Consider the following 25,721-nt stretch of genomic DNA (forward strand, 5'->3'; position numbering starts at 1 on the left):
AGACCGCGCAACTGCTGCGCACGCATCGCTGACGTTCACGCCGCGTGATCGACGCGCAGTTCGCGACAGCCGATCCTGTGGGAAAGGTGGTGAGTGGCCACCACCACCGTGCGTTCGGGGGACAGCAGCCGCGAATCCGGGGCCAACAGGTCGCGGAGGACCTCATCGGCGTCGGTGACGTCGAGGTGTTCGGTCGGTTCGTCGAGCAGCACGATCCGCGCGGGCGAGATCACCGCCCTGGCCAACAGCATTCGCCTGCGCTGCCCCGCCGAAAGGGCTTGGGCACCACCGGTCAACACCGTGGCCAAGCCCTCGGGCAAACCGGCGAGCCACGTGCCCAGCCCGACGGCGTCCAGGGCCGCGGTGAGTTCGTCATCTCGGCAATCGCCGCGGGCGACCAGCAGGTTGTCTCGGATGGTGGTGGCGAAAATGTGGGCGTCCTCCGCGAAAAAGCCGATGGCGCCACGCAAATCGGCTTCCTCGAACTGAGAAACGGCGATACCGTCCAGCAGCACTTGCCCGTCCAATGGCGGCAGGAGGCCGGCGAGCGTCATCAGCAATGTCGTCTTCCCGGCACCGCTGGCACCGGTGACGGCCAGCCGCGCGCCCGGCGGCAGGTCCAGCGCGATCCGGGTTGAGCGCGCCCCGCCGTCGTGACCCGAGCGAACGTCGGCCGACAGCCGGCCGGTGCCGACCGGCCTCGGTGGCGTCTGCCTCGTCTCGGCGCATTCACCCGGGCCTTCGGACGGGGTCAGCTCGAGCAACCGGCGCGCGGCGATCCGCGACCGCGTCAACTGCACGGCCGCCGCCGGCAGCGGCGTCATCGCCTCGAAGGCGGACAACGGCAGCAACATCAAGACGGCCAGCGTGGTGGGCGCGACCGCGTGCGCCAACCCGATTCCGGCCACCACCGCGCCCAGCACGCTGGCTCCGATGGCCGCGGTGGGCATCGCCTCGGCGATGGCGGCGGGTTTGGCGGCGGCGTCCAGGGCATCACCCCACGCGCGTTGCCGGCGTTGCGAATCGGCGATGACGCCGGGAAGCAGACCGGCTACTCGCAGCTCGGGCGCATGTTCGAGAGCGATCATGGCCGCGTTGTCACGCTCGGAATGATGTTGCCGGGCAATGTTTTCCTGGGTCGCGGCGGCCCGCGCGGCGAGGCGGGGCGCGACGAAACCGGCGATCAGCAGGCAGAGTGCGAGTACGACGGCCGCCGCCGGCGAAATGGCGGCGACCACCACGGTGGCAGCCAGCGCCAGCACCACCGCGACGCCGACCGGCACCAGGGCACGCACCAAGACGTTGGCCAGCTCGTCGACGTCGGCGCCCACCCGGGCCACCAGTTCACCGCTGTGCAGCCGGACGGCGGCCGCCGCGGGGCCGCGTGCCAGCCTGCGGTAGGCCTGCACCCGGGCGGTACCGGCCGCCCGCAGGGCGGTGTCGTGGGTGATCAGGCGCTCGCAGTAGTGCAGCACGGCTCGCGAGATCGCGAACATGCGGACCGCGACCGCGGCGACCGAAAGGTCCAGCACGGGCGGCATCTGCCATGCGCGGGTGATCAGCCACGCCGCAACGCCGGCCAGGGCCAGCGCGCTGCCCAGCGAGAGCACCCCGAGCGTGATCGCCGCCAGCACGCGGGGCAGCCGCGGACGCAGCAGGGCAGCGGCGGCCAGCAGGGGCTGATGGCGAGGCGTCGTCGAATCAGGCTGGGGCATAACGCACCCCACGGTCGGCGAACACCTCGACGACCTGATCGCCGATGGCCAGCACCGGCTCACGGTGCCCGACCACGATCACGGTCGCACCCGCGCGGGCCCGTTCCACGATGGCCCGCAAGACCCGCTCCTCGGTGCGAGCGTCCAGGTGCGCGGTCGGCTCGTCGAGCAGCAGCACGGCGGCCGCCGATCCGAGCGCTCGGGCGAGACCTAACCGTTGCCGCTGCCCCAGAGACAGTCCGACACCGCCGCGCCCCAGCACGGTGCCGCCCCGCTGGGGCAGCTCTGCCAGCACGGCGTCGAATCCGGAGACAGCGCAAGCCGTTTCGATGTCCTGGAGCTCTCCGAGCAGCGCCAGGTTGTCGTCGACGGTGCCCGGCACGAGCACGGGACGTTGGGGGAGCCAGGACAGCTGCCCCCACCACCGGGTCGGCTCGAGGTCGGCGACATCGGCTCCGTCGACGGTGACCCGGCCCGACGAGGGCGCGGTGAGGCCGGCGATCGCCTGCAGTGTGGTGCTTTTGCCCGCGCCGTTTCGTCCGGTCAGCACGGTCACCGCGCCGGGTTCGATCACCGCGCTCAGATCGCGCGGCGCCTGTCCGTCGCGGCCGGTGACCATGAGATGTTCGAGGCGGATCCGCGCGCCGCGGGCGGCAACCGTCTGGGTCCTGACCCTGGACGGGGTGGGCTCGCCGATGAGGGCGAACGCCTCTGCCGCGGCGGTCCTGCCGTCTTGAGCGGCATGGAATTCCACGCCGATGCGGCGCAATGGCCAGTACACGTCCGGCGCCAGCAACAGCACCGTCAAACCCGTGGTCAGGGTCATCTCCCCGAAAACCAGGCGGAGGCCTATGCCGACGGCGATCAGCGCCACACCCAGCGTGGCCAACAATTCCAGTACCAGGGCCGACAGGAAGGCGATGCGCAGCGTCGCCATGGCTGAGCGGCGGTGCGTGGCAGCCAGTTCGGCGATGCGCCGTTCGGGGCCCGCGCTGCGTCCCAACGACCTCAGGGTGGGGATCCCGGCGATCAGGTCCAGCAGCCGGGCCTGCAGGGTGGTCATGGCGGCCAGCGCCGCCGCCGAGCGGTCCCGCGTTGCCAGCCCGATCAGCACCATGAAGATCGGTATCAGCGGCAGCGTGATCGCCACGATCGCCGTCGATTTCAGGTCGTAGGCGGCGATCACGGCGACGGTGGCCGGCGTCAGGATCGCGGCGAGCAGCAGCGTCGGCAGGTATCCGGTGAGGTAAGGACGCAGGCCGTCCAGACCGCGGGTGACCACCACCGCGGCGGCGTCGCGTTGCGCCGCGAGTTCACCGGGCTGCCTGGCGGTCACCGCATCGAGCACCTGGCCGGATAGGTCGGCGATGACGGCGCTGGCGCCCCGCTGCCCCAGTCGGGCCTGAACCCAATGCGTCAACGCACGAACAACCCACAACGCCAACAGGATTGACAGCGGTTCCGACCAGGTGCGCAGGCCGCGTGCGGAGGGGTCGCCGACGACGCCCGCGACGATGCTCGCCAGCACGATCGCCGAGCCGATCGCGCAGGCGGAGATCAGCACCCCGCAGCACACTGTGGCGACAAGATAGCGGCGCAGCGCCCTCGATGCCCGCCACAGCCTCGGGTCTAGTGGCGCCCGGCTCGCGTGGTCTTGATCGCTCAGGACGGACGCCTTGCCAGACCGATCGGCGCCGGTATCCGCTCGGCCGAGATCCGTTGCCGGAAAACCCAGTACGTCCACGCCTGGTACACCACCGTCAGCGGGGCCATGAACGCCGTCACCCACGTCATCACCTTGAGTGTGTAGTTGGTCGAGGAGGCGTTGTAGATGGTCAGGCTCCACTGCTTGTTCAGGGTCGAGGGCACCAGGTTCGGATACAGCGAGCCGAAGAGCAGGATCACCACGGCCGCGACCACCAGCGCGATGCAGGTGAACGCCCAGCCATCGGATGCGCGCCGCCACACCAGCAGCACCGCCGCCAGTTGCGCGAGCACCGCGACGGCCAGCACCAACCACGTCCAGTCTTTGCCGTAAGCGAGTTGCGTCCAAATCCCAAAGCCCGCAACCAGTCCGGTGACCGGAAGCGAAAGCCACACGCCGAATCGGTACGCGTCCTCATGGATGGCGCCGGATGTCTTCAACGCGACGAACACCGCTCCGTACAGCAAGAACAGACCGGCGGTGGCCAAGCCGCCCAACACCGTGTAGGCGTTGAGCACGTCGGTGATCGAGAGGTGGATGTGGCCGTCGGCGTCCACCGGGAGTCCGCGGACCAGGGCGGCGAACGCGACGCCCCACAAGACCGCCGGCAGCCACGAGCCGGCCGCGATGCCGAAATCGGCCCAGCCGCGCCACTTTGTGTCGTCGATCTTGCCGCGCCACTCGATCGCCACGGCACGCACGATCATGCCGAACAGGATCGCCAGCAGCGGCAGGTACAGCGTGGAAAACACTGTGGCGTACCAGCCGGGAAAGGCGGCGAACATGGCCGCGCCACCGACGATCAGCCAAACCTCGTTGCCGTCCCAGACCGGGCCGATGGTGTTGAGCGCCGTGCGGCGCAACGGTTCGGCGTCTCCGATGCCGACGCGCGCGAACGGTTCCATCAGCATGCCCACGCCGAAGTCGAAGCCCTCGAGGATGAAGAACCCCAGGAACAACACCCCGATGATGCCGAACCACACTTCTTGCAGTCCCACTCCGATCAGCTCCTTTCGGCGTCGGTAGGCCCCATCACGTCTCAGTAGGCGAACGACAGGGGCGCCACCTCGTCGTCGCTGGGCGCGTGCGGGGGAGCGGGTTCCGCGTCGTGTTCCAGTGGACCTTCGACGGTGTAGCGCTTGAGCAGAAAGAACCAGAGGACCGCCAGCACCGCGTAGACGAGGGTGAAGGTCACCAGCGACGTGATGACCATGCCGGGCACGTGATTCGACACACCTTCGCGGACGGTCATCCGCACCAATTGGTCACCGGTCGGGTTCGGAGCCACCACCCACGGCTGGCGACCCATCTCGGTGAACACCCATCCCGAGATGTTGGCCAAAAACGGCGTGGGAATGGTGAGCAGGGCGAACCAGGAAACCCAGCGGCTCTCGGGGGTTCGCCCGGCGCGGGTCAGCCACAACACGGCCAGGGCGAACACCAGGGGGAACACCAGGAAGCCGATCATCAACCGGAAGGACCAGTAGGTGACGAACAGGTTCGGCCGGTAGTCGTCGGGTCCGAAGCGCTGCTGGTATTGCTCCTGCAGGTCGGTCACCCCTTGCAGCGTCACCCCGCTGAGCTTGCCTTCGGCCAGGAACGGCAGCACGTAATGCACCTTGATCACTTCCCCGACGCTGCCGCAGTTGTTGTGGGTGCCGATGGTCAGCACCGAGAAGTCGGGGTCGGTTTGTGTGTGGCACAACGCTTCTGCCGACGCCATCTTCATCGGCTGCTGGACGAACATCAGCTTGCCCTGGCGATCGCCGGTGAAGAACAAGCCGAGGGCGGCGAGTAACACCACCGCGCATCCCAGGATCGCCGCAGGGCGAAACATGGTGCGGGCCTCGGTTTCCGCGGCGGCAGTGGCGGATCCGGACTTGCGTGAACGCACCATCCACCACGCGCTGACGGCGGCAACGAACGTGCCGGCGGTCAGCAGCGCTCCCGCCACAGTGTGCGAAAAGGCCGCCTGAGCAGTGTTATTGGACAGCAGCGCGAATATGCTGTCCAGCTCGGCGCGTCGCGTCGCCGGGTTGTAGTGCGCGCCGACCGGGTGTTGCATGAACGAATTCGCCGAGATGATGAAGAACGCCGAGGCGTTGACACCGATCGCGACAATCCAGATGCAGGCCAGGTGGAGCAGCTTCGGCAGCCGGCTCCAGCCGAAGATCCACAAGCCGATGAACGTGGATTCGAAGAAGAAGGCGAACAGCCCTTCCATTGCCAGCGGCGCACCGAAGATGTCGCCGACGAACCGCGAGTACTCGCTCCAGTTCATGCCGAACTGAAACTCTTGGACGATGCCGGTCGCCACACCGATGGCGAAGTTGATCAAAAACAGCTTGCCGAAGAACTTGGTCAGCCGGTACCAGGCGGCGTTGCCGGTAGCCACCCACACGGTTTGCATGATGGCGATCAACGGGGCCAAACCGATTGTGAGCGGCACAAAGATGAAGTGGTAGACGGTAACAATACCGAACTGCCACCGCGAAATATCGACGACATTCATCTGTCATCTCCCGACTGCGGAGGCCCGATCAACGGCTACGACAGAGTGTAGTAGATAAGACCGCGCCTCCGCTAGCGGCGCCCCTCAGCTGACGAGGGTGTTGGACGCCTTGCGGATGCCGAACGACGAAATGATCTCGAAGATGCCGATCACCACGAACCACGCGCCCACCACGATCGCCAGGGTGGCGAGCGATTCGAGCGGTGACGCCAGGATGACGATGCCGGCGAGCAGGCTGAGCAGGCCGACGAAGATGTTCCAGCCGCGGCCCGGCAGGTGCGGGTCGCTGACGGCCGAAATCGTCGTGCCGACACCGCGGAAGATGAACCCGATGCCAATCCAGATGGCCAGCAACAGGATTGCGGTCAATTGGTCTTTGCCGAAATGGCGGAACGCGAGCAACGCCAGAATCAGCGATGCGGCCCCGCTGATGAACAGCAAGATGCGGCTGCCCGCCGAGACATGCAGTGAGAACGCGAAGACGACCTGTGCGATACCGGTGATGAGCAGATACACGCCGAAGGCGACGGCGGCGACCAGGATGGAAATTCCCGGCCACGCCAGCACCAGGACACCGAGGACGAGCGACAGAATTCCCGACAGCAGAGCGGATTTCCACAAATGCGGCAGCATGCTTGGAACGGGGTTGGTTCCAGGAGAGCCAGGGGAGATGGTCATGGCGGCAGTCTGGCACAAACGCGGGCTGCGGTACAGGGACTTTGATCAGACGTGGGCGGTGTGGGGCCGCTCGGTGAGCAGGTCGGTGGGCTCTTCCTTTGCCTTGCGGCCGATGAGGTACCAGGTGCGCATGACGCCCTTGCCCTTGACTTCGATGCGGCCGCGCTCCTGCAGGACAAAGTCGTTTTTAAGTCGTTCGTACATCGCCTCGGGCACCTGGATGCGGCCGACGGAGTCGGTGGATTCCATCCGCGATGCGACATTGACCGCGTCGCCCCACACGTCGTAGAAGAACCGCCGCGAGCCGACGACACCGGCGACCACGGGTCCGCAGGCCATGCCCATCCGCAGCGAAACCGCGTCGCCACGCGGATCCTTCAGTGCGGCCGCGACATTGGCCATGTCGAGCGCGAAATCGGCAAGCGCGAAGGCGTGATCCGGCCGGGCCCGGGGGACCCCGCTGACCACCATGTAGGAGTCGCCGCTGACTTTGATCTTCTCGAGGCCGTGTTTGTCGACCAGCTCGTCGAAGGCGCCGTATAACCGGTTCAAAAAATGCACCAGGTCGGCCGGGGTGGTGGTACTGGCACGTTCGGTGAACCCGACGATGTCGGCGAACAGAACGGAGACCTCGTCGTACTTGTCGGCGATGACGCTGCGGGACGAGCTCTTGAGCCGCTCGGCGATGCTGCCCGGCAACATGTTGGCCAGCAGTGCTTCCGAGCGCTCGTACTCGGCTTCCATCACCGCCTCGGCGCGCTGGGTGTCGCGCACGGCGAACCACACCGCCACGAACACCATCACGCAGGCGGAGATGATGGTGACGACGAAGTTCATGGACTGCGCCCACGCCGGCTGTAATCCGGTGTCGCGCGGGACAAGGAACTCCAGCGCAATCACCAGGCCGGCCCCGATCGCCGCGACCGCGGCCGCCAGCACGGTGTGTTCGATGCCCAGCAGCAGCACCGCCAGGCACGCCCCAACCAAAAAGAAGAACTGCGAGCCCGTCGCCGTGCCGGCGTCCCACGTACTGGCGAACACCGTGACGTAGGCGGCGCCGATAAAGGTCAGCGGCGCGACGAGCTCACCGAAGCGGTGCAGCCATGGCACGGCGGCGAAGATCATCGAGGCGACGGCGTTGAGCGAGATGATCTGCCAGGTCCAGACTCCGGTGACCAATTGCAAAACCATGAAGTCGACGCAGACCAGCACGGCCAGCCAGGCGGCGATCGCGAGAACCCGGTATTGGCGCGCGGCACTGTCGGCGTAGTGCTGGTTGCGGGCGCGCGACTGGGCCCGCGCCGCGGCTACGCAGTCCGGGCGCTTCGACGTGCCGTCTGGCCATCGCGGTGGGCCACCACATTCCTTGGCCGCCACGCAAGCAAGCGTAACCGCCGAACAGGCAATCTTGTCGACAACCGCGTCAATATCTCGTTTTCGCCCCCGTAAGTTTGCCCGGTCTGATAACCATCTTGTTATCGGGTTTTTTGTCGGGTTTACGAGTCATTTGGTTCGGTTATTAACGCGTGTTGGACGCTCTATGTGACACGTGTTCGCCTCGACTAAGGGGTGCCTGATGGCGGGTCTCAGAAGAATCGTTCTGGCGTCGATAATCGCCCTTACTGCCATGCTCATGGACGGCTGCAGCATCGCCTGTAGTGAGCCGAGTTGGCTGCTCCGAGTGGCCGGCGATTCCATCGGCAATTACAACGCGGGGCCGGAGGTTTCGGCCTCGGGCCAGGTGTGTGTCACGCGGTCATTCGGCGACTGAGGCTCAGCGAGGTCGACTCCGTGTCAAGGTCCGCCGCGAGCGCGCCATATTATGAATTCAAGTGATCTTTTACGCGCGATATCCGTATTGCGACACAACGGGTCATAAATGCGCACGGTTTATAAATGCCCGCATATTCATACCATTGGAAGGTATTAGGCCCATTATAGAAACTTCCGGGCTGGTTATACCCGGCGGACCCACTACTTCAGTACTGGAAAGCCGGGGGTGCCGATGTTGCTGCCGCCTGGGTTGCTGGTGCCCTCGGTGAGATTCGAACTCACACTGGACGGGTTTTGAATCCGTTTCCTCTGCCAGTTGGGATACGAGGGCTTGCCGGCGTCTTACCTTAGAGGCAGCATCCCACCATAGAGGACTTGGTGTCCTCACCTGTCACACCGCCCCCGCGCACGCTGGTCTGAGGCGTTCGCGACACAATGTCCGTCATGACAGGCCCCACAACCGACACCGACGCCGCCGTGCCGCGCCGGGTCCTGATCGCTGAAGACGAAGCGCTCATCCGACTGGATCTCGCCGAGATGCTCCGAGAGGAGGGTTACGAGATCGTCGGCGAGGCCGGCGACGGACAGGAAGCCGTCGACCTGGCGGAGCGTCATCAGCCGGACCTGGTGATCATGGACGTGAAGATGCCGCGCCGCGACGGCATCGACGCGGCCTCGGAGATAGCCAGCAAGCGAATCGCCCCGATCGTCATTTTGACGGCGTTCAGTCAGCGCGACTTGGTCGAGCGTGCCCGAGACGCCGGAGCGATGGCGTACCTGGTGAAGCCGTTCACCATCAGCGACCTGATCCCGGCCATCGAATTGGCCGTCAGTCGCTTCGGGGAGATCGCGGAGCTGGAACGCGAGGTGGCGACGCTGTCCGAGCGGTTGGAGACCCGCAAGCTCGTGGAACGTGCCAAGGGGCTGCTGCAGACCGAACAGGGCATGACCGAGCCCGAGGCGTTCAAGTGGATTCAGCGGGCCGCCATGGACCGGCGGACCACGATGAAGCGGGTGGCCGAAGTCGTCCTGGAGACCCTGGACCCGCCGAAGGACGCCTAGCCTTCCACCGGTGGGTGCGTGCCGAGCGTCGAGTGTGAGCTCAGGGATTCGAGTGTGAAGCCACGGCTTTGACTGTGAGCCCATGGCGACGACACGCCGAGCGCGGCCACCGTGGCCTCACACTGAAAGCCGTGACTTCACACTGAAAGCCGTTGCCGCGCACCGGTCAATGCGGCCGAGGCCGCGGCGATCCCTAGCGGGCGACGATCACCGACGAGCCGTGCCCGAACAGCCCCTGGTTGGCGGTGATCCCGACCGTGGCGTTTTCCACCTGCCGACCCGTGGCCTGACCGCGCAGTTGCCATGTCAGCTCGCAGACCTGAGCGATCGCCTGCGCGGGGATGGCCTCGCCGAAGCAGGCCAGCCCACCGGACGCGTTGACCGGGACCCTGCCGCCGATGGTGGTGGCGCCGCTGCGCAGCAGCGCCTCGGCTTCGCCTTTGGCGCACAGGCCCAGGTGTTCGTACCAGTCGAGCTCCAGCGCGGTGGACAGGTCGTAGACCTCGGCCAGGCTCACGTCCTCGGGCCCGATGCCCGCCTCGGCATAGGCCGCGTCGAGGATATGGTCCTTGAACGCCCGATCGGGTGCGGGCACCGCGGCGGTGGAATCCGTTGCGATGTCCGGTAATTCGGGCAGGTGCTGCGGATAGTTCGGGGTGACTGTGCTGACCGCTCGCACGGATGGCACACCGGCCAGCGAGCCGAGGTGTTCGCGGGCGAACTTCGCGCTGGCCACGATCAGCGCGGCGGCGCCGTCGGAGGTGGCGCAGATGTCCAACAGCCGCAACGGGTCGGCCACCACCGCGCTGGCCAGCACGTCCTCGACCGACACCTCCTTGCGGTACCGCGCGTTCGGGTTCTGCAGGCCATGCCGCGAGTTCTTGACCTTGACCTGGGCGAAATCCTCGAGCGTGGCGCCGTAGAGATCCATCCGCCGCCGCGCCAGCAACGCGAAGTACACCGGGTTGGTGGCGCCGATCAAATGGAACCGCTGCCAGTCGGGATCGTTTTTGCGCTCACCACCGACCGGGGCGAAAAAGCCCTTCGGCGTGGTGTCGGCGCCGATGACCAGGGCCACGTCGCAAAAGCCGGCCAGGATCTGGGCCCGGGCGCTCTGCAGCGCCTGCGAACCGCTGGCGCAGGCGGCATAGCTCGAGCTGACCGGCACACCATTCCACCCGAGCTTCTGGGCGAACGTCGCGCCGGCGACGAATCCCGGATAGCCGTTGCGGATGGTGTCCGCACCGGCCACCAACTGGATCTGACGCCAGTCCAGGCCCGCTTCGTTGAGCGCGGCCCGGGCGGCGGCCACCCCGTATTCGGTGAAGTCGTTGCCCCACTTGCCCCAGGGGTGCATCCCGGCGCCCAGGATGTACAGCGGTTCTGGAGCGCTACTCATGACGAGATCCTCCACGCGTGCACGATGCGCTGCACGCCGTCGTCGTCGGTGTACAGCGGCATGGTGGTCAGTTCCATCTCCATGCCGACCTCCAAGTCGGCGGCCAGCGTGCCCTCGACGACCTTGCCCAGCACGATCAGGCCCTCCTTCGCCAGCTCCACGGCGGCGACGGCGAACGGTTCAAAGGGGTCCGGCGACGGGTAGGGCGGCGGTGGCGCGTAACGGTTCTCGGTGTAGCTCCACAGTTTTCCCCGCGTCGACAGGGCGACCGATTCCAGCGTGTCGCTGGTGCAACCCGGATTCGGGCAGTTGTTCTCGCGCGGCGGGAAGACGTAGGTGCCGCACTCGGGGCACTTGCTACCGATCAGATGCGGGACGCCGGCTGCTTCACTCGTCGAGTCGGTGGCGAACCATCCCTCGACCGCCGGTTCTTGTTGGATGACTTCTGGCACCGAGCCAGCGTACCCAGCCCACGCACAGAACTGAAACGTGTTGCAGTTCTGTGGGCGGCCCGGTCGGGGCGCGGGGCTCGTCACACCGGGTGCCTAAAGTGAAAGCCGTGCCCGCCACGAAAACCGCTCCGAAGGCCAGCGAGGAACAAACCAGGCCGACGCTCATGCTGCTGGACGGCAATTCCCTGGCGTTTCGGGCGTTCTATGCGCTGCCCGCCGAGAACTTCAAAACCCGCGGCGGGCTGACCACCAACGCGGTCTACGGCTTCACCGCCATGCTGATCAACCTGCTGCGCGACGAAGCCCCCAGCCACATCGCCGCGGCCTTCGACGTGTCCCGGCAGACCTTCCGCTCCGAGCGCTACCCGGAGTACAAGGCCAATCGGTCGGCGACGCCTGAGGAGTTCCACGGCCAGATCGACATCACCAAGGAAGTCCTGGCGGCCCTGGGCATCACGGTGCTCGCCGAGCCTGGGTTCGAGGCCGACGACCTGATCGCCACCCTGGCCACCCAGGCCGAAAACGAGGACTACCGCGTGCTGGTGGTCACCGGCGACCGCGACGCCCTGCAGCTGGTCAGCGAGAACGTGACGGTGCTCTATCCCCGCAAGGGGGTGAGCGAATTGACCCGCTTCACTCCCGACGCCGTCGTCGAAAAGTACGGGCTGACGCCCACGCAGTACCCCGACTTCGCCGCCCTGCGCGGCGACCCCAGCGACAACCTGCCCGGCATTCCCGGTGTGGGGGAGAAGACCGCCTCCAAATGGATCGGCGAGTACGGGTCGTTGCAGGCGCTGGTCGACAACGTCGACTCGGTGCGTGGCAAGGTGGGCGATTCACTGCGCGAACATCTGGCCAGCGTGATCCGCAACCGCGAGCTCACCGATCTGGTCAAGGACGTGCCGCTGGCCCAAACCCCCGACACGCTGCGGCTGCAGCCGTGGGACCGCGACCAGATCCACCGGCTCTTCGACGACCTGGAGTTCCGGGTGCTGCGGGACCGGCTGTTCGAAACCCTGGCCGCGGTGGAGCCCGAGGTCGACGAGGGCTTCGACGTGCGCGGCGGCGCGCTGGAAGCCGGCGAGCTGGCAGTGTGGTTGGCCGAGCACAGCTCCGGGAAGCGCTTCGGTCTGGCCGTCGTCGGCACCCACCTGGCGTACGACGCCGACGCCACCGCGCTGGCCATCGTCTCCGCCGACGGCGAGGGCCGCTACATCGACACCGCGACGCTGGATCCCGAAGACGAAGCGGCACTGGCGTCCTGGCTGGCGGACCCCGGCCCACCCAAGGCGCTGCACGAAGCCAAGCTCGCCATGCACGACCTGACCGGGCGGGGCTGGACGCTGGCCGGCGTCACCTCCGACACCGCGCTGGCGGCCTACCTGGTGCGCCCCGGGCAGCGCAGCTTCTCCCTCGACGACCTGTCGCTGCGCTACCTGCGCCGCGAGTTACGGGCCGAAAACCCTGAACAGCAACAACTTTCGCTCCTCGACGACACCGAGGGCACCGACGACCAGGCGGTGCAGACCCTGCTCCTGCGTGCCGTGGCGGTGCTGGATCTGGCCGACGCGCTCGACGAGGAACTGGCCCGGATCAACTCCACCTCGTTGCTGAGCGGCATGGAGCTGCCGGTGCAACGGGTGCTGGCGGGAATGGAAAACGCCGGTATCGCAGTCGATTTGGACTTGCTGACCGAGCTGCAAAGCGATTTCGCCCACCTGATCCGTGACGCGGCCGAAGCGGCATACGCGGTGATCGGCAAGCAGATCAACCTGGGCTCGCCAAAACAGTTGCAGACGGTGCTCTTCGACGAGCTGGAGATGCCGAAGACCAAGCGCACCAAGACCGGTTACACTACCGACGCGGACGCGCTGCAGTCGCTGTTCGACAAGACCGGTCATCCGTTCCTGCAGCATCTGCTGGCCCACCGCGATGCCACCAGGCTCAAAGTCACCGTCGACGGGCTGCTGAATTCGGTGGCCTCCGACGGGCGCATCCACACCACGTTCAACCAGACCATCGCGGCGACGGGCAGGCTGTCGTCGACCGAGCCGAACCTGCAGAACATTCCGATTCGCACCGAGGCGGGTCGGCGGATCCGCGACGCGTTTGTGGTCGGTGACGGCTACAGCGAGCTGATGACCGCCGACTACAGCCAGATCGAGATGCGGATCATGGCCCACCTGTCCAAGGACGAGGGGCTCATCGAGGCGTTCAACACGGGGGAGGACCTGCACTCGTTCGTGGCGTCGCGGGCGTTCGGCGTGCCGATCGAGGAGGTGACCGGCGAGCTGCGCCGCCGGGTCAAGGCCATGTCCTACGGGCTGGCCTACGGCTTGAGTGCCTACGGGCTGTCCGCCCAGCTCAAAATCTCCACCGAAGAGGCCAAAGATCAGATGGAGCAATACTTCGCCCGGTTCGGCGGGGTGCGCGACTACCTGATGGATGTCGTGGAACAGGCCCGCAAGGACGGCTACACGTCGACGGTGTTCGGCCGTCGCCGCTATCTCCCCGAACTCGACAGCAGTAACCGCCAGGTGCGGGAGGCCGCCGAGCGGGCCGCGCTCAACGCGCCCATCCAGGGCAGCGCGGCCGACATCATCAAGGTGGCGATGATCGAAACCGACAAGGCGATCACCGACGCCGGGCTCTCCTCCCGGATCCTGCTGCAGGTGCACGACGAGCTGCTGTTCGAGGTCGCATCGGGAGAACGGGAACAGCTCGAAGCCCTAGCGCGCGACAAGATGGGCGGCGCCTACCCGCTCGACGTCCCGCTCGAGGTTTCGGTGGGCTACGGACGCTCATGGGACTCCGCCGCGCACTAGCGCGGCGATCGGGGCGTCGCGGTGCGCTGAAAGGCCACCGTTCATGCGTCCGGCCTTCGAGCAGATATTTGCTGCTCAATCGGCCGCCGAGCGTAACGTCACGGCGAAGAATCACCTGAAAACTCGCTGTGGCGTTACATTCGGTGCAACCGTTCGATCAGAGGCGGCCGTGCTGGGTTTGGCCAGCGTGTGCACAGTCGAGTAACCTCGACGGGTAAATCCCAATTGTCCCTACAACCAAACCTGTCCGGAGCACCCCAACAATATGCCGAGTCCCGCCGTCACCTCGCCCCAAGTAGCCATCAACGACATTGGCTCCAGCGAGGACTTTCTCGCCGCAATAGACAAAACGATCAAGTACTTCAACGATGGCGACATCGTCGAAGGCACGATCGTCAAAGTGGACCGGGACGAGGTGCTCCTCGACATCGGCTACAAGACTGAAGGGGTCATCCCCGCCCGCGAGCTCTCGATCAAGCACGACGTCGACCCCAACGAGGTCGTTTCCGTGGGAGACGAGGTCGAAGCCCTGGTCCTCACCAAGGAGGACAAAGAAGGCCGCCTGATCCTGTCCAAGAAGCGCGCGCAGTACGAGCGCGCCTGGGGCACCATCGAGGCGCTCAAGGAGAAGGACGAGGCCGTCAAGGGCACCGTCATCGAGGTGGTCAAGGGTGGCCTGATCCTCGACATCGGGTTGCGCGGCTTCCTGCCCGCCTCGCTGGTCGAGATGCGCCGGGTGCGCGATCTGCAGCCGTACATCGGCAAGGAGATCGAGGCCAAGATCATCGAGCTGGACAAGAACCGCAACAACGTGGTGCTGTCGCGCCGGGCGTGGCTGGAGCAGACACAGTCCGAGGTGCGCAGCGAGTTCCTCAACCAGCTGCAGAAGGGCGCCATCCGCAAGGGTGTCGTCTCCTCCATCGTCAACTTCGGCGCCTTCGTCGACCTCGGCGGTGTGGACGGTCTGGTGCACGTTTCCGAGTTGAGTTGGAAGCACATCGACCACCCGTCCGAGGTGGTTCAGGTCGGCGACGAGGTCACCGTCGAGGTCCTCGACGTCGACATGGATCGCGAGCGGGTTTCGTTGTCGCTGAAGGCAACTCAGGAAGACCCGTGGCGTCACTTCGCCCGCACCCACGCCATCGGCCAGATCGTGCCCGGCAAGGTCACCAAGCTGGTTCCGTTCGGCGCGTTCGTCCGGGTGGAAGAGGGCATCGAAGGCCTGGTGCACATCTCCGAGCTGGCCGAGCGCCACGTCGAGGTCCCCGACCAGGTGGTTGCCGTCGGCGACGACGCGATGGTCAAGGTCATCGACATCGACCTGGAGCGCCGCCGGATTTCGCTGTCGCTCAAGCAGGCCAACGAGGACTACACCGACGAGTTCGACCCTGCGAAGTACGGCATGGCCGACAGCTACGACGAGCAGGGCAACTACATCTTCCCCGAGGGCTTCGACTCCGAGACCAACGAATGGCTCGAGGGCTTCGACAAGCAGCGCACCGAGTGGGAGGCCCGCTACGCGGAGGCCGAGCGCCGGCACAAGATGCACACCGCGCAGATGGAGAAGTTCGCCGCGGCCGAGGCCGCCGGCCACACCGCCGGCGAGCAGTCGCCGGGCAACGGCGCGCCTCCGGAGAAGGCGGGCGGATCGCTGGCCAGCGATGCCCAATTGGCCGCGCTGCGGGAGAAACTCGCCGGCAACGCGTGACCCGTTCCTGAGGACGCCATGCTGCGTATCGGGCTGACCGGTGGCATCGGCGCCGGCAAGTCGGCGCTGTCCTCGACATTCGCGCGATTCGGCGCCGTCATCGTCGACGGGGACGTGATTGCGCGTGAGGTGGTCCGGCCGGGCACCGAAGGTCTGGCGGCGCTCGTCGAGGCGTTCGGGAGTGACATCCTGGCGCCGGACGGATCGCTGGATCGTCCGGCGTTGGCCGCCAAGGCGTTTCGCGACGACGACGCGCGCCAGACGCTGAACGGGATCGTCCACCCGCTGGTGGGCAAGCGCCGCGCGGAGATCATCGCGTCGGTGCCCGACGATTCTGTTGTCGTCGAAGACATTCCACTGCTGGTGGAGTCCGGGATGGCGCCGTTGTTCCCGCTCGTGGTCATTGTGTACGCCGACGTCGAGGTGCGGCTGCGGCGGCTGGTCGACCAGCGCGGCATGGCCGAAGACGATGCCCGCGCCAGGATCGCCGCCCAGGCCAGCGACGACCAGCGCCGTGCGGTCGCCGACATCTGCCTGGACAACTCGGGCAGCCCGGAAGACCTGGTGCAACGCGCCCAGGAGGTGTGGGACCACCGCATCGCGCCGTTCGCCCACAACCTGAGCACGCGCCAGATCGCCCGGGTGCCGGCGCGGTTGGTGCCGCCCGACCCGAGCTGGCCGGCCCAGGCGCAACGAATCCTGAACCGCCTGAAGACAACCTGCGGACACCGGGCGTTGCGCGTCGACCACATCGGTTCGACCGCCGTGCCCGACTTCGCCGCCAAAGACGTCATCGACATTCAGATCACCGCCGAATCCCTCGCCGTCGCCGACGAACTCGCCGAGTCGTTGTTGTCCGCCGGTTACCCGCGCATCGAGCACATCACCGAGGATGTCGCCAAGAGCGACGCCCGCAGCACCGTCGACCGCTACGACCGCGATGACGATCCGTCACTGTGGTCCAAGCGAATTCACGCCTCGGCGGATCCCGGTCGACCCACCAACGTCCACATCAGGGTCGATGGATGGCCCAATCAGCAGTTCGCCCTGCTGTTCGCCGATTGGCTGAAAGCTGACCCGGATGCGCGCGCCGAGTACCTGAGCGTCAAACGCACCGCCGAAAAAGACGGTGGGGGAGACACGGCGGCCTATGTCGCCGTCAAAGAGCCGTGGTTCCTCGGCGCCTACCGGCGGGCCTGGGAGTGGGCCGACGCGACGGGGTGGAAACCCTAGGCCGATGGGGGCGACCCGCATGCGATCGCCACGGCCGCGCGTGCGATCGCCCCTAGGCCGATGGGGGCGACCCGCTGCGCCCGGCTGCGCCGCGCTTGCGATCGCCCCTAGTCAAGGCAGGGGTGCCCCGCACTGCAGTGCACCGTTGTTGGGATCGGCGTTCCCGGCCACCGGTCTGACCATTTGGTCAGCCTGGACGAAAACGTTGTCGTCCACGTCGATCTCGCAGTGCACGTTCGCCGAGTACGGGAAGTGCAGCACGATGCGCATGCCGGCCTGCTGCGGATCGGGCAACACCGTGTCGGCTTCGAATGCGTTGCCGGGCATCGAGCTCAGCCCTGCCGTGTTGGTCTGGCCGCCGTTGATCACGAACGTGGCCTGACTGCCGGTCGTGACGCCGTCGATCCTGGCCCGATACGTGATGTTGTGCAGATCCGCCCGTGCCATCGCCGGATTCAACTGGGCGCCGGCGGCGATCACCGCCACCGCGGCGATCGGCAGGAGCCTGCGGCCTTTGCAGCTCATAGCCGGTGACATTACAACCAGCGTGAATTCGGAACCAGAGGTTTGCGCTACGGCTGGCAGCGCGGGCACCACAGCGTCGCCCGGCCGCCCACCCGGGCGCGCTCGAGCCGCGTGCCACACCGCGGGCAGCACGGGTCGGGTTCGTCACGCACCCTGGTGAGCCAGCGCGGCAAGGCCGGCACCCGGCCATGTCGCACCGCGGTGCGCAGCACCCGCGTCATCGCGCGATGCAATGCCAACACGTCGTCGTCATCCAACTCCGGGATCGCCACGGTCGGCCGAACTTTTGCCCGCCAGCAGATTTCGTCGACCAGCAGGTTGCCGAGTCCGGCGATCACCGATTGGTCCATCAGCGTGGGTTTGAGCTGTCGCGAGTGTGCGGATCGCGAGGCCAGCACCGGGCGGAATTCGCGCAGGCCAAGCCCCAGCGCGTCGGGGCCCTGCGGGCCGGTGACATGCGCGATGTCGTCCGCGTCGTCGGCCAGCCACACCCCGCGCAACTTGCGAAGGTCGGCGTAGCGCAGTTCGCCCTCGTCGAGCGACACCAGTAGCCGCTCGTACGGATCGTGGTCCGCCCCGTCGGCGGCGTAGTAGGGCCGGCCGGTCATGCCGCTGTGGATCAGCAGCGCCGGGCCGTCCGTGGGCAGCACCAGCCACTTGCCGTGCCGGCGTGGGCCCGCGAAGCGGCGCCCGGTCAGCCGGCGCGCAAGCGTTGTGGCCGTGGTGTTTCGCAAGATCCCGGGATCGTGCACCTGCACGTGCCGGATCCGCCGTCGCGGCAAGGTGGCGGCGAGCTGCCGCCGGTACCCTTCCACGTCGGGCAGTTCAGGCACGTAGCTTGGCCAATCGCCGCAGGGGGCCGGTCAGGGTGCGGGCGTGTCTCGACATGTCTGCCCACGGATCTGGTTGTCCGGCAAGTCGTTTGGGAACATCTCGGATGGTGAACCGGTCGGCCCGCAATCGCCGATTGTCCAGTTCGTCCCATTCCAACGGCGTGGCCACCGGCGCGCCGTCGCGGGCCCGCACCGAATACGGCGCGACCGCCGTCTGTGCGTAGGCGTTGCGCATGATGTCGAGATAGACCCGCCCGTCGCGCTTGTTCTTCCGAGCCTCCACGGTGCGATGAGCGGGATCATCCGCGGCCACCACTTCGCTGACGTCGCGGGCGAACTGCCGCGCGGTGTCGAAATCGGCGTCGGCGCGCAAGGGAGTCACGACGTGCAGCCCGCGCGACCCCGTTGTCTGGACGTAGCACGCCAGGCCCAGGTCCCCCAGCGCCCCGGCCGTGGCGTGAGCGGTCGCTCGCACCACCGCGAAGTCGTTGTCGGACGGGTCGAGATCGAAGACGAGCCGGTCAGGGTTGTCCAGCCGGCCTCGACGCGACTGCCACGCGTGCAAGGTGATGCAGCTTTGATTGGCCAGCCAGTGCAGCGCCTCCGGGCGTTCGACGACCACGTGTTGCACCGTGCCGCCTTCTTTGGCCACCCGGACCCCGCTCATCCACTCCGGTAGCGAACCGGCGAAATCCTGCTGGATGAACCCGGTTTCAGCAATACCGCGGGGATAGCGCTGCACGTTGAGGGCCCGGCCTCGCAGGTGCGGCAACATGGTGTCGGCGACCTGGTCGTAGTAGGCGGCCAGGTCGCGCTTGGTGATCCCGTCGGCGGGAAACAGAACTCGGTCCGGGTGGGTGATGTCGACGTCGACACGGGCCATCAGTGCGTCTCCCGCACCACGTCGCCGGGTTCCTTGTCGGTGCGCATACCGAGGTAGCGCGGATGGCGCAACTTGCCATCGCGCGTCCACTCGCTGAATCCGATCTGAACCACCATCTCCGGGCGTACCCAATGCGCGCCGGGTTCGCGCACCAAACCGCGGTCGAACGGCGGCGCGTCCCGGGTGATCGGCGACAGCCGCTCATGCAAGTGATGCAGTGTGGCGTCGTCGAAACCGGTGCCGACCTTGCCCGCGTAGATCAGGTCGCCGCCCTCGTAGTAGCCGAGCATCAGCGCGCCCAACTCGACACGACTGCCCTTCGGGCTGGTGTAGCCGCCCACCACGAACTCCTGATCGCGCACGCATTTGAACTTCAGCCAGTCCTTTGAGCGCCCGCTCTGATAGGTCGAGTCGGCACGCTTGGCGATCACACCCTCGTCGCCGCGCTCGCATGCGCGCCGGTAGGCGGCGATACCGTCTTCGACCCGGTGCGGCGCATAGCGCAGCGGGTCGGTGAACTCGATTGACTTGCGCAGCAGCTTCTTTCGCCAGAGCAGCGGCACCTCAACGGTTGACATGCCGTCGAGATGCAGTAGGTCGAAGACGTAGAAGAAGATCCGCACCGGCGAGGAGCGCACGACCTCGGGGTCGGTGAGTCCCAGCCGCCCCTGCAGCCGGGCAAAGCTGGTCCGGCGCCCCTGGAACGCCACCACCTCGCCGTCCAGGACGAAGCGGGTGACGGGCTGAGCCGCGAGCGCATCCACCAATTCTGGGTAGGTCGCGTTCAGCGGCTGACGATTTCGCGATAACAGCCGGACCTGATTGCCGTCGCGAAACGCCAGACAGCGCATCCCGTCGAACTTGCGCTCGAAGATCCAGCGCGGGTCGGAGAACCGCTGGTCGGTGAGCGTGGCCAGGGTGGGCGAGCGCCACTCGGGCACCCCCTCGTCGTGCAGCACTGCGCGCACCGCACCGGGAAGGCTGGTGAAGTCCGTCACGATGATCGGTCCGGCGGCGTGCCGCGTCCATGCCAGGTCAGCTCCATGCCGCCGCCGGCCAACCAGCGCGACAGGTCATAGCCGTTGCGCGCCAGCCCATCCACGGCGGCCACGGCGCGTCGCACCGCCCGCTCCGCGACCTCGGGAGTCAGCAGGCCGTGGCGCACGGCATCGAGCAACTCGTCGATATCGGCCAGTTCGGCGCTGGCGCCGGTGCGGACCTCGATGTCGAGGTAGTGATCCTCGGATCGCCACATCTCGGGGCCTGGCGTGTATTCGCCCACATCCAGGTAGTAGTCGTGGTCGCGCTCATGCCCCGGGTTGAAGTGAAAGACCGTGGCGCGCAGGCCCAACGACGGTAGCAGCCATGACTCGAGGTAGTGGAACTCGGCGCGGCCGGGAGTGGGACGGGCGACATAGAGGCCCCACGGGTGCACCGCGTACTGGTCCACGGCCCGCACGATGCCCTTGGGATCGGTGTTGGTGCGGCCCACCAGGTCGAACGTCTCGTGCTTCGGTGGATGAATCTGGCTTCTCCTCCTGAATGATGTCACCCTACCGGCGCAACCGGATCTTCCACCGCACAAAGCCGGCGTACAACAGCGACAGCGCGGCCAGCATGCCCATGTCGCGCAGCCAGGCCGTCGGCGTGTGCTGCCAGAACCGGTCCTGGGACAGCAGCGAATCGGGCACCAGGTGCCGCAGGTCCACCGTCGATGACGCGGCGGCGTAGCCCCAGCGCGCCGGCATCGCCCACGACAGCTGGTTCAGGCCGAGCCGGCCGGTCACCGGCACCATGCCACCGCACAGCACCAGCTGCGCCATCACCGTCACCACGAACAGCGGCATGATCTGCTCGGTGGAGCGCACCAGCGACGAGATGGCCAGACCCAGAATGGCCGAGGCGACACACGTCGCGGCGACCGTGGCGAACAGTTCGACGGTGGCCCCGATCGTGGAGTGGCCGAACAGGTTTGCGCCGTGCGCCGGCGCGCCCTTGCCGGCCACCACGATCGCCGTGACGATCGCCGACTGCAGGATGGCGAACGCGCAGAACACGGCGCTCTTGGCGAGCAGATAGGCGGTGGTGGACAGGCCGACCGCCTGTTCACGCTGGAAGATGGCCCGTTCGCCGACCAGGTCGCGAATTGTCAAGGCGGTGCCCATGAATGCCGCGGCCGGCATGAGCAGGGCAAGGATCTGTGCGGCCTCGTCGGGGGTCCCCGCAGTGGGGCCGGGCACCTGAAATCCGTTGCTGCCCGGGACGGTCAGTGACAGCGAACCCAGGATGAAGGGCAGCAGCGCCAGGAAGACGAAATAGGCGCGGTCGGCGACGACGAGGCGAAACTGCCGGCGGGCGATGGTCGAGATCTGGCGCCGCACGCTGGTGTGCACCGGCGCACCCAGGCCGGCCGGCTCGTCGGCCTTGTCCGGCATGCGCTTCTGGGCCTCGCTCCGTTCCAGAAAGCGCCGGTTGGCTTCCTCGGGGTCGGCACCGACCTGGGTGAAGATCTTGGCCCAGTTGGTGGTCCCCATCGCGTCGCCGATCTGCTCGGGTGAGCCGCGGTAGGCGGTCTTGCCGCCGGGGGCCATGAGCAGCACCTGGTCGCAGACGTCCAGGTAGGACAGCGAGTGGGTGACAACCAGCACGACACGACCGGCGTCGGCCAACTGGCGCAGCATTGTCATGACTTGCAGGTCCAGCGCGGGGTCCAGGCCCGAGGTGGGCTCGTCGAGGATCAGCAGCGACGGCCCGGTCAGCAGTTCGAGCGCCACCGACGCGCGTTTGCGCTGCCCGCCGGAGAGCTTGTCGACGCGGGTGTCGGCGTGCTTGGTCAGGTCGAGTTCCTCGAGCACCTGGGCGACGACCCTGACGCGGTCCGCCTTGCCGGTGTCGGGCGGCAGCCGCAGCTCGGCCGCGTAGCCCAGTGCCTGGTTGACGGTCAGCTGGCGATGCACCACGTCGTCCTGCGGCACAATGCCGATCCTGCTGCGCAGGGACGCGTACTCGGCGTGAATGTTGTGTCCCTCGAACGTCACTGAACCCGAGCTCGGTGTGGTGTAGCCGGCGATGAGTCTGGCCAGGGTGCTCTTTCCAGCGCCCGATCCGCCGATCACCGCGGTCAGCGTTCCGGGGCGTGCGATCAGTGAGATGTCGTCCAGCAATTGCTTTTCGTTGTCGACGACGTAGGTGACGTTGCGCACCTCGAGGCCGCCGGTGCGCGTCGCGGCCTCGCTGCGCTTGGTGAGCGTGCCGCCGCGGAGCACCAGGTCGACGTTGCCGATGGTGACGACGTCGTCCTCGGACAGGATTGCCGAACCGACCCGGGTGCCGTTGACGAACGTGCCATTGACGCTGTTGTCGCGGATCTCGGTGCCCAGCGGGGTGGGCACCAGGGTCGCGTGCTGGCGCGACGCCAACACGTCGGAGACGACGATGTCGTTGTCGGCGGCGCGCCCGATCGTCATGGCGCCGAGGGTGCCCGCGGCCGACGACGCGCGCGGCGAGAGCAATCGCACAAAGCGCGTCGCCAGGTGGGACACGTCGGCCGACTTGGCGTCGACCACAGTGAATTCCGTGGCCGGCGTGGCCGGCGTGGGGGACGGCGGCGCGAGCTGCCACCTGGCCGGCGAACCGGGGTCGATGACCGTCCGTTCCTCGGGCGGAGCGACGCGCGGTCGTGGCGCCGGCCGCGATCGCGCGCGGTGCGGATCGCCAACCGCGGACCACGTCAGAGTCGGCGGCCCGGAATCGTGGCTGGGCCGGGTGCGCGCCGCGGGGCTTGCGTGGCCCTGGCGGGGTCCGATCGCGAAGGTCAGGTGCGGGCCTCGCGGGTTTCCGACGTGAATGCTCTGGCCGTCGTGGATATCGATGACGGGCATCCGGTAGCCGTTGAGAAAGGTCCCGTTCAGCGAGCCGTTATCGATTGCCAGCCAGCGGCCTTGATCGAAACGCAGAATCAGGTGCGCGCGCGAGATTCGCGGATCGGCGATCCGCACATCGGCCTGTATGTCGCGTCCGACGACCACTTCGCGCCCGGCCGCGAAGGAGCGTTGGGACCCGTCGTGCCGAATCGTCAGGAGAGGCGGGGCGGGTCGAGTCACCGTTCAAGTATCGGCCCGCACCGACCGTGCCTCTATGAGATCCGGCTGTGACTTCCCTTTGTTTCGGCCCGGCTATTCATAGCGCCTTCACAGCCGGCCGAGGCGAATCGCCCACTGGCGTACGGCATTATTCGAACGAGGGGGCCAAGGCATCGATGGATGAGCATAAGCGAACGACCCGGCGCATCGGCGCCGGGCGACGACTGCTGAACAACCCGCGACAGGCCCGTGACGCCTTGCGCGCGGGCTTTCACTCGTTGCCCGCCGTGCCCATCGGACAGCTGTTGCGCCGGATACCGTCGGCGGGTTCCGCGCCGAACGCGGAACCCGAAGCGGCACAGTGGCACAGCGAGCCCAGTGCGTCGCGCCTCGCGGTGGGCAATGGCGCATCCTTCGCCGGCTACACGATCTTGCGGCAGCTGGGCGCCGGCGGAATGGCCGAGGTGTACCTGGCCTTGCATCCCCGGCTGCCGCGCCGCGACGTGATCAAGGTCCTCGCCGAGGCGGTGACGGCCGATCCCGAGTTTCGCGAAAGGTTCAACCGGGAGGCCGATCTCGCGGCAACACTGTGGCATCCCCATATCGTCGGCGTCCACGACCGCGGCGCGTTCAACGGGCATCTGTGGATTTCGATGGATTATGTCGAGGGCACCGATGCGTCGCGGTTGGTCAAGGAGGGCCACCCCGAGGGCATGCCGATCCACGAGGTGTGCGCCATCGTGCAAGCGGTCGCGGGCGCGCTGGACTACGCGCATGACCGCGGCCTGCTGCACCGCGACGTCAAGCCCGCCAACATCCTGCTGACCCATCCCGAAGGCGAAGATCGCCGAATCCTGTTGGCGGACTTCGGTGTCGCGCGTCATCTGGGCGACATCAGCGGCATCACCGAAACCAACGTCGCGGTGGGAACGGTGGCTTACGCTGCGCCCGAGCAGCTGACGGGTTCTCCGATCGACGGGCGGGCAGACCAATACGCCTTGGCCGCAACGGCTTTCCATCTTCTCACCGGCGCGCCGCCGTTCCAGCATTCCAATCCGATCGCGGTCATCAGTCAGCACCTGCACGAGGACCCTCCTCGGCTGAGCGATTTTCGGCCGGACCTGGCGGAGCTCGACGACGTTTTCTCAAAGGCGCTCGCCAAGCGGCCCGAGCACAGGTTCGCGCGGTGCCGCGCGTTCGCCGCGGCGGTCAGCGAGCAGTTCCCCGAGGCCGGCGGCAACGCGCAGCCCCGTACCGCCCCGTCGGCGCCGCACCGTCGGCGCGGGCCCGGCGGCGCCCTTGCGGCCTTGAACCACCGGTTTTCGTCGAAAACCCGATGGGCCGCCGCGCTGGTGTGCGCGGTGCTCGTGGCCGTCGCGGCGACCTGGTCGGTCCTGTACTCCTTTCAGCCCGCCACGCCGCCGCCCAACCCGGCGCTGGCATCCAAACCGTCCGTCCCCGCCCCCAGCGCCGCACCCGCCGCCGGGGGACCGGTGCTGAATGGGACCTACACGCTGGATTACGACCAGGCCAAGCGGACCACCAACGGGATCGGCATCCGGCACGGCGGAGCCACCACCGACTGGTGGGCGTTCCGGTCGGCCTGCACGACCAACGGCTGCGCGGCCACCGGGACCCAGCTGGACGATCTCACCCACCAGGCGCCCAGCGGCCAGACCGACACCCTGCGCTACGTGGGCGGCTACTGGCAGGGGGCGCCCGAGCAGTTGCACGTGGGCTGCGCTCAGCCGAACGGCCGGGTCCCGGCCACTCAGCAGGAAACCGTCGCCTGGTCACTGGCACCGCAGGGCGACGGCACGCTGCGCGGCACAAAGACAGAAACCGTGCTGAGTAACGAGTGCGGCGCTCAGGGGGCGGTGGTGCGGGTGCCCGTGGTGGCCACCCGGGCCGGCGCTGCGCCGGCCGCGGTGACGTTGGGCGACCCCACCCAGGTCATCAACACCTCGACCCCCGCGTCCGCTCCGTCGCCGCCGGTGTTCGGCGGGCTGTGCGGTGACGTGGGCAAGGTCGCCTACGATCCGACCAACAACGAGCAGATCGTGTGCGAAGGCAGCAGCTGGGCCAAAGCCCCCATCACGATGGGCGTGCACGCGGCCGGCAGCTCGTGCGACCGGCCGGGCACCTCGGTGTTCGCGATGAGCACCTCCAGCGACGGCTACCTGCTGCAATGCGATCCGGTCACCCGGACGTGGGCGCACCCGGCGGGGTAGGCGGAGGGAGTCTCGCCGAACGTGCACTCCTTGCGAATTTCCGGCCGATTCTCGCGTTCAGCACACGTCGGCGGCGATTGGCGCGGCGTTCCGTGCAGACCGGCT

Annotated in this window: 19 protein-coding genes and 1 tRNA gene; 5 read left to right on the forward strand and 15 right to left on the reverse strand. The window is 67.3% G+C overall.

Annotation, left to right across the window (positions count from 1 at the left end):
• Positions 1–35 precede the first annotated feature (35 nt).
• The 7 genes from cydC to A5775_RS23275 form a co-directional block, all read right to left on the reverse strand.
• Positions 36–1,715, reverse strand: coding sequence for a thiol reductant ABC exporter subunit CydC (gene cydC, locus A5775_RS23240; protein WP_067257819.1), 1,680 nt, complete (start codon positions 1,713–1,715; stop codon positions 36–38).
• Complete coding sequence (gene cydD / locus A5775_RS23245) at positions 1,702–3,315, reverse strand: thiol reductant ABC exporter subunit CydD (RefSeq protein ID WP_082953145.1); 1,614 nt, start codon at positions 3,313–3,315, stop codon at positions 1,702–1,704. The genes cydC and cydD overlap by 14 nt, the downstream gene beginning before the upstream one ends.
• A gap of 62 nt (positions 3,316–3,377) precedes the next feature.
• The gene (gene cydB, locus A5775_RS23250; protein ID WP_067257825.1) at positions 3,378–4,418 is read right to left on the reverse strand and encodes a cytochrome d ubiquinol oxidase subunit II; all 1,041 of its coding nucleotides are present in this window, start codon (positions 4,416–4,418) and stop codon (positions 3,378–3,380) included.
• A gap of 41 nt (positions 4,419–4,459) precedes the next feature.
• Positions 4,460–5,932, reverse strand: coding sequence for a cytochrome ubiquinol oxidase subunit I (locus A5775_RS23255; RefSeq protein ID WP_067257828.1), 1,473 nt, complete (start codon positions 5,930–5,932; stop codon positions 4,460–4,462).
• 84 nt (positions 5,933–6,016) lie between these two features.
• Positions 6,017–6,628: an HdeD family acid-resistance protein gene (locus A5775_RS23260; RefSeq protein WP_369827903.1), complete on the reverse strand. Its 612-nt coding sequence runs from the start codon at positions 6,626–6,628 to the stop codon at positions 6,017–6,019.
• A 27-nt stretch (positions 6,629–6,655) separates the two neighbouring features.
• Positions 6,656–7,987: an adenylate/guanylate cyclase domain-containing protein gene (locus tag A5775_RS23265; RefSeq protein WP_067257834.1), complete on the reverse strand. Its 1,332-nt coding sequence runs from the start codon at positions 7,985–7,987 to the stop codon at positions 6,656–6,658.
• Between the two features lie 650 nt (positions 7,988–8,637).
• Positions 8,638–8,714: transfer RNA gene (locus tag A5775_RS23275), tRNA-Leu, on the reverse strand.
• Positions 8,715–8,827: 113 nt separating this feature from the next.
• Between A5775_RS23275 and A5775_RS23280 the strand changes: the two genes are divergently transcribed.
• Complete coding sequence (locus tag A5775_RS23280; RefSeq protein ID WP_156660825.1) at positions 8,828–9,445, forward strand: ANTAR domain-containing response regulator; 618 nt, start codon at positions 8,828–8,830, stop codon at positions 9,443–9,445.
• A gap of 193 nt (positions 9,446–9,638) precedes the next feature.
• On the opposite strand, the gene A5775_RS23285 is transcribed toward A5775_RS23280, so the two are convergent.
• A complete protein-coding gene (locus tag A5775_RS23285) occupies positions 9,639–10,844 on the reverse strand; it encodes a lipid-transfer protein (RefSeq protein ID WP_067258026.1) in 1,206 nt (401 codons plus the stop codon).
• Positions 10,841–11,296, reverse strand: coding sequence for a Zn-ribbon domain-containing OB-fold protein (locus tag A5775_RS23290; protein ID WP_067257841.1), 456 nt, complete (start codon positions 11,294–11,296; stop codon positions 10,841–10,843). The genes A5775_RS23285 and A5775_RS23290 overlap by 4 nt, the downstream gene beginning before the upstream one ends.
• Positions 11,297–11,460: 164 nt before the next feature.
• On the opposite strand from A5775_RS23290, the gene polA reads away from it, so the two are divergent.
• The 3 genes from polA to coaE all read left to right on the forward strand — a co-directional run bounded on the left by polA (position 11,461) and on the right by coaE (position 17,062).
• Positions 11,461–14,121 carry a DNA polymerase I gene (polA, locus tag A5775_RS23295; RefSeq protein ID WP_197512878.1) on the forward strand — a complete coding sequence of 887 codons (2,661 nt, stop codon included), beginning with the start codon at positions 11,461–11,463 and terminating at the stop codon, positions 14,119–14,121.
• Between the two features lie 265 nt (positions 14,122–14,386).
• Entirely contained in the window at positions 14,387–15,829 is a 1,443-nt protein-coding gene (rpsA, locus tag A5775_RS23300) for a 30S ribosomal protein S1 (RefSeq protein ID WP_067257848.1), read from the forward strand.
• An 18-nt stretch (positions 15,830–15,847) separates the two neighbouring features.
• Positions 15,848–17,062 carry a dephospho-CoA kinase gene (gene coaE / locus A5775_RS23305; protein WP_067257851.1) on the forward strand — a complete coding sequence of 405 codons (1,215 nt, stop codon included), beginning with the start codon at positions 15,848–15,850 and terminating at the stop codon, positions 17,060–17,062.
• 111 nt (positions 17,063–17,173) lie between these two features.
• Here the strand turns inward: coaE and A5775_RS23310 are convergent, their stop codons facing one another.
• From A5775_RS23310 to A5775_RS23335, 6 genes are all read right to left on the reverse strand, one after another.
• Positions 17,174–17,587, reverse strand: coding sequence for a hypothetical protein (locus A5775_RS23310; protein WP_067257855.1), 414 nt, complete (start codon positions 17,585–17,587; stop codon positions 17,174–17,176).
• Between the two features lie 47 nt (positions 17,588–17,634).
• The gene (locus tag A5775_RS23315) at positions 17,635–18,420 is read right to left on the reverse strand and encodes an Fpg/Nei family DNA glycosylase (protein WP_067257858.1); all 786 of its coding nucleotides are present in this window, start codon (positions 18,418–18,420) and stop codon (positions 17,635–17,637) included.
• The gene (gene ligD, locus A5775_RS23320) at positions 18,413–19,303 is read right to left on the reverse strand and encodes a non-homologous end-joining DNA ligase (RefSeq protein ID WP_067257861.1); all 891 of its coding nucleotides are present in this window, start codon (positions 19,301–19,303) and stop codon (positions 18,413–18,415) included. Before ligD (A5775_RS23320) ends, A5775_RS23315 begins: the two co-directional genes overlap by 8 nt.
• Positions 19,303–20,301, reverse strand: a complete 999-nt coding sequence (ligD, locus tag A5775_RS23325) for a non-homologous end-joining DNA ligase (RefSeq protein ID WP_067257864.1) — start codon at positions 20,299–20,301, stop codon at positions 19,303–19,305. The genes ligD (A5775_RS23320) and ligD (A5775_RS23325) overlap by 1 nt, the downstream gene beginning before the upstream one ends.
• Positions 20,298–20,762, reverse strand: coding sequence for a DUF402 domain-containing protein (locus tag A5775_RS23330; RefSeq protein WP_067258028.1), 465 nt, complete (start codon positions 20,760–20,762; stop codon positions 20,298–20,300). The genes ligD (A5775_RS23325) and A5775_RS23330 overlap by 4 nt, the downstream gene beginning before the upstream one ends.
• Before the next feature lie 94 nt (positions 20,763–20,856).
• Positions 20,857–23,406, reverse strand: a complete 2,550-nt coding sequence (locus A5775_RS23335) for an FHA domain-containing protein (protein ID WP_197512868.1) — start codon at positions 23,404–23,406, stop codon at positions 20,857–20,859.
• A gap of 155 nt (positions 23,407–23,561) precedes the next feature.
• On the opposite strand from A5775_RS23335, the gene A5775_RS23340 reads away from it, so the two are divergent.
• Entirely contained in the window at positions 23,562–25,616 is a 2,055-nt protein-coding gene (locus tag A5775_RS23340; RefSeq protein ID WP_067257871.1) for a serine/threonine-protein kinase, read from the forward strand.
• Positions 25,617–25,721 lie beyond the last annotated feature (105 nt).

The organism is Mycobacterium sp. 852002-10029_SCH5224772, assembly GCF_001667315.1.
In the GTDB taxonomy this organism is placed as follows: domain Bacteria; phylum Actinomycetota; class Actinomycetes; order Mycobacteriales; family Mycobacteriaceae; genus Mycobacterium.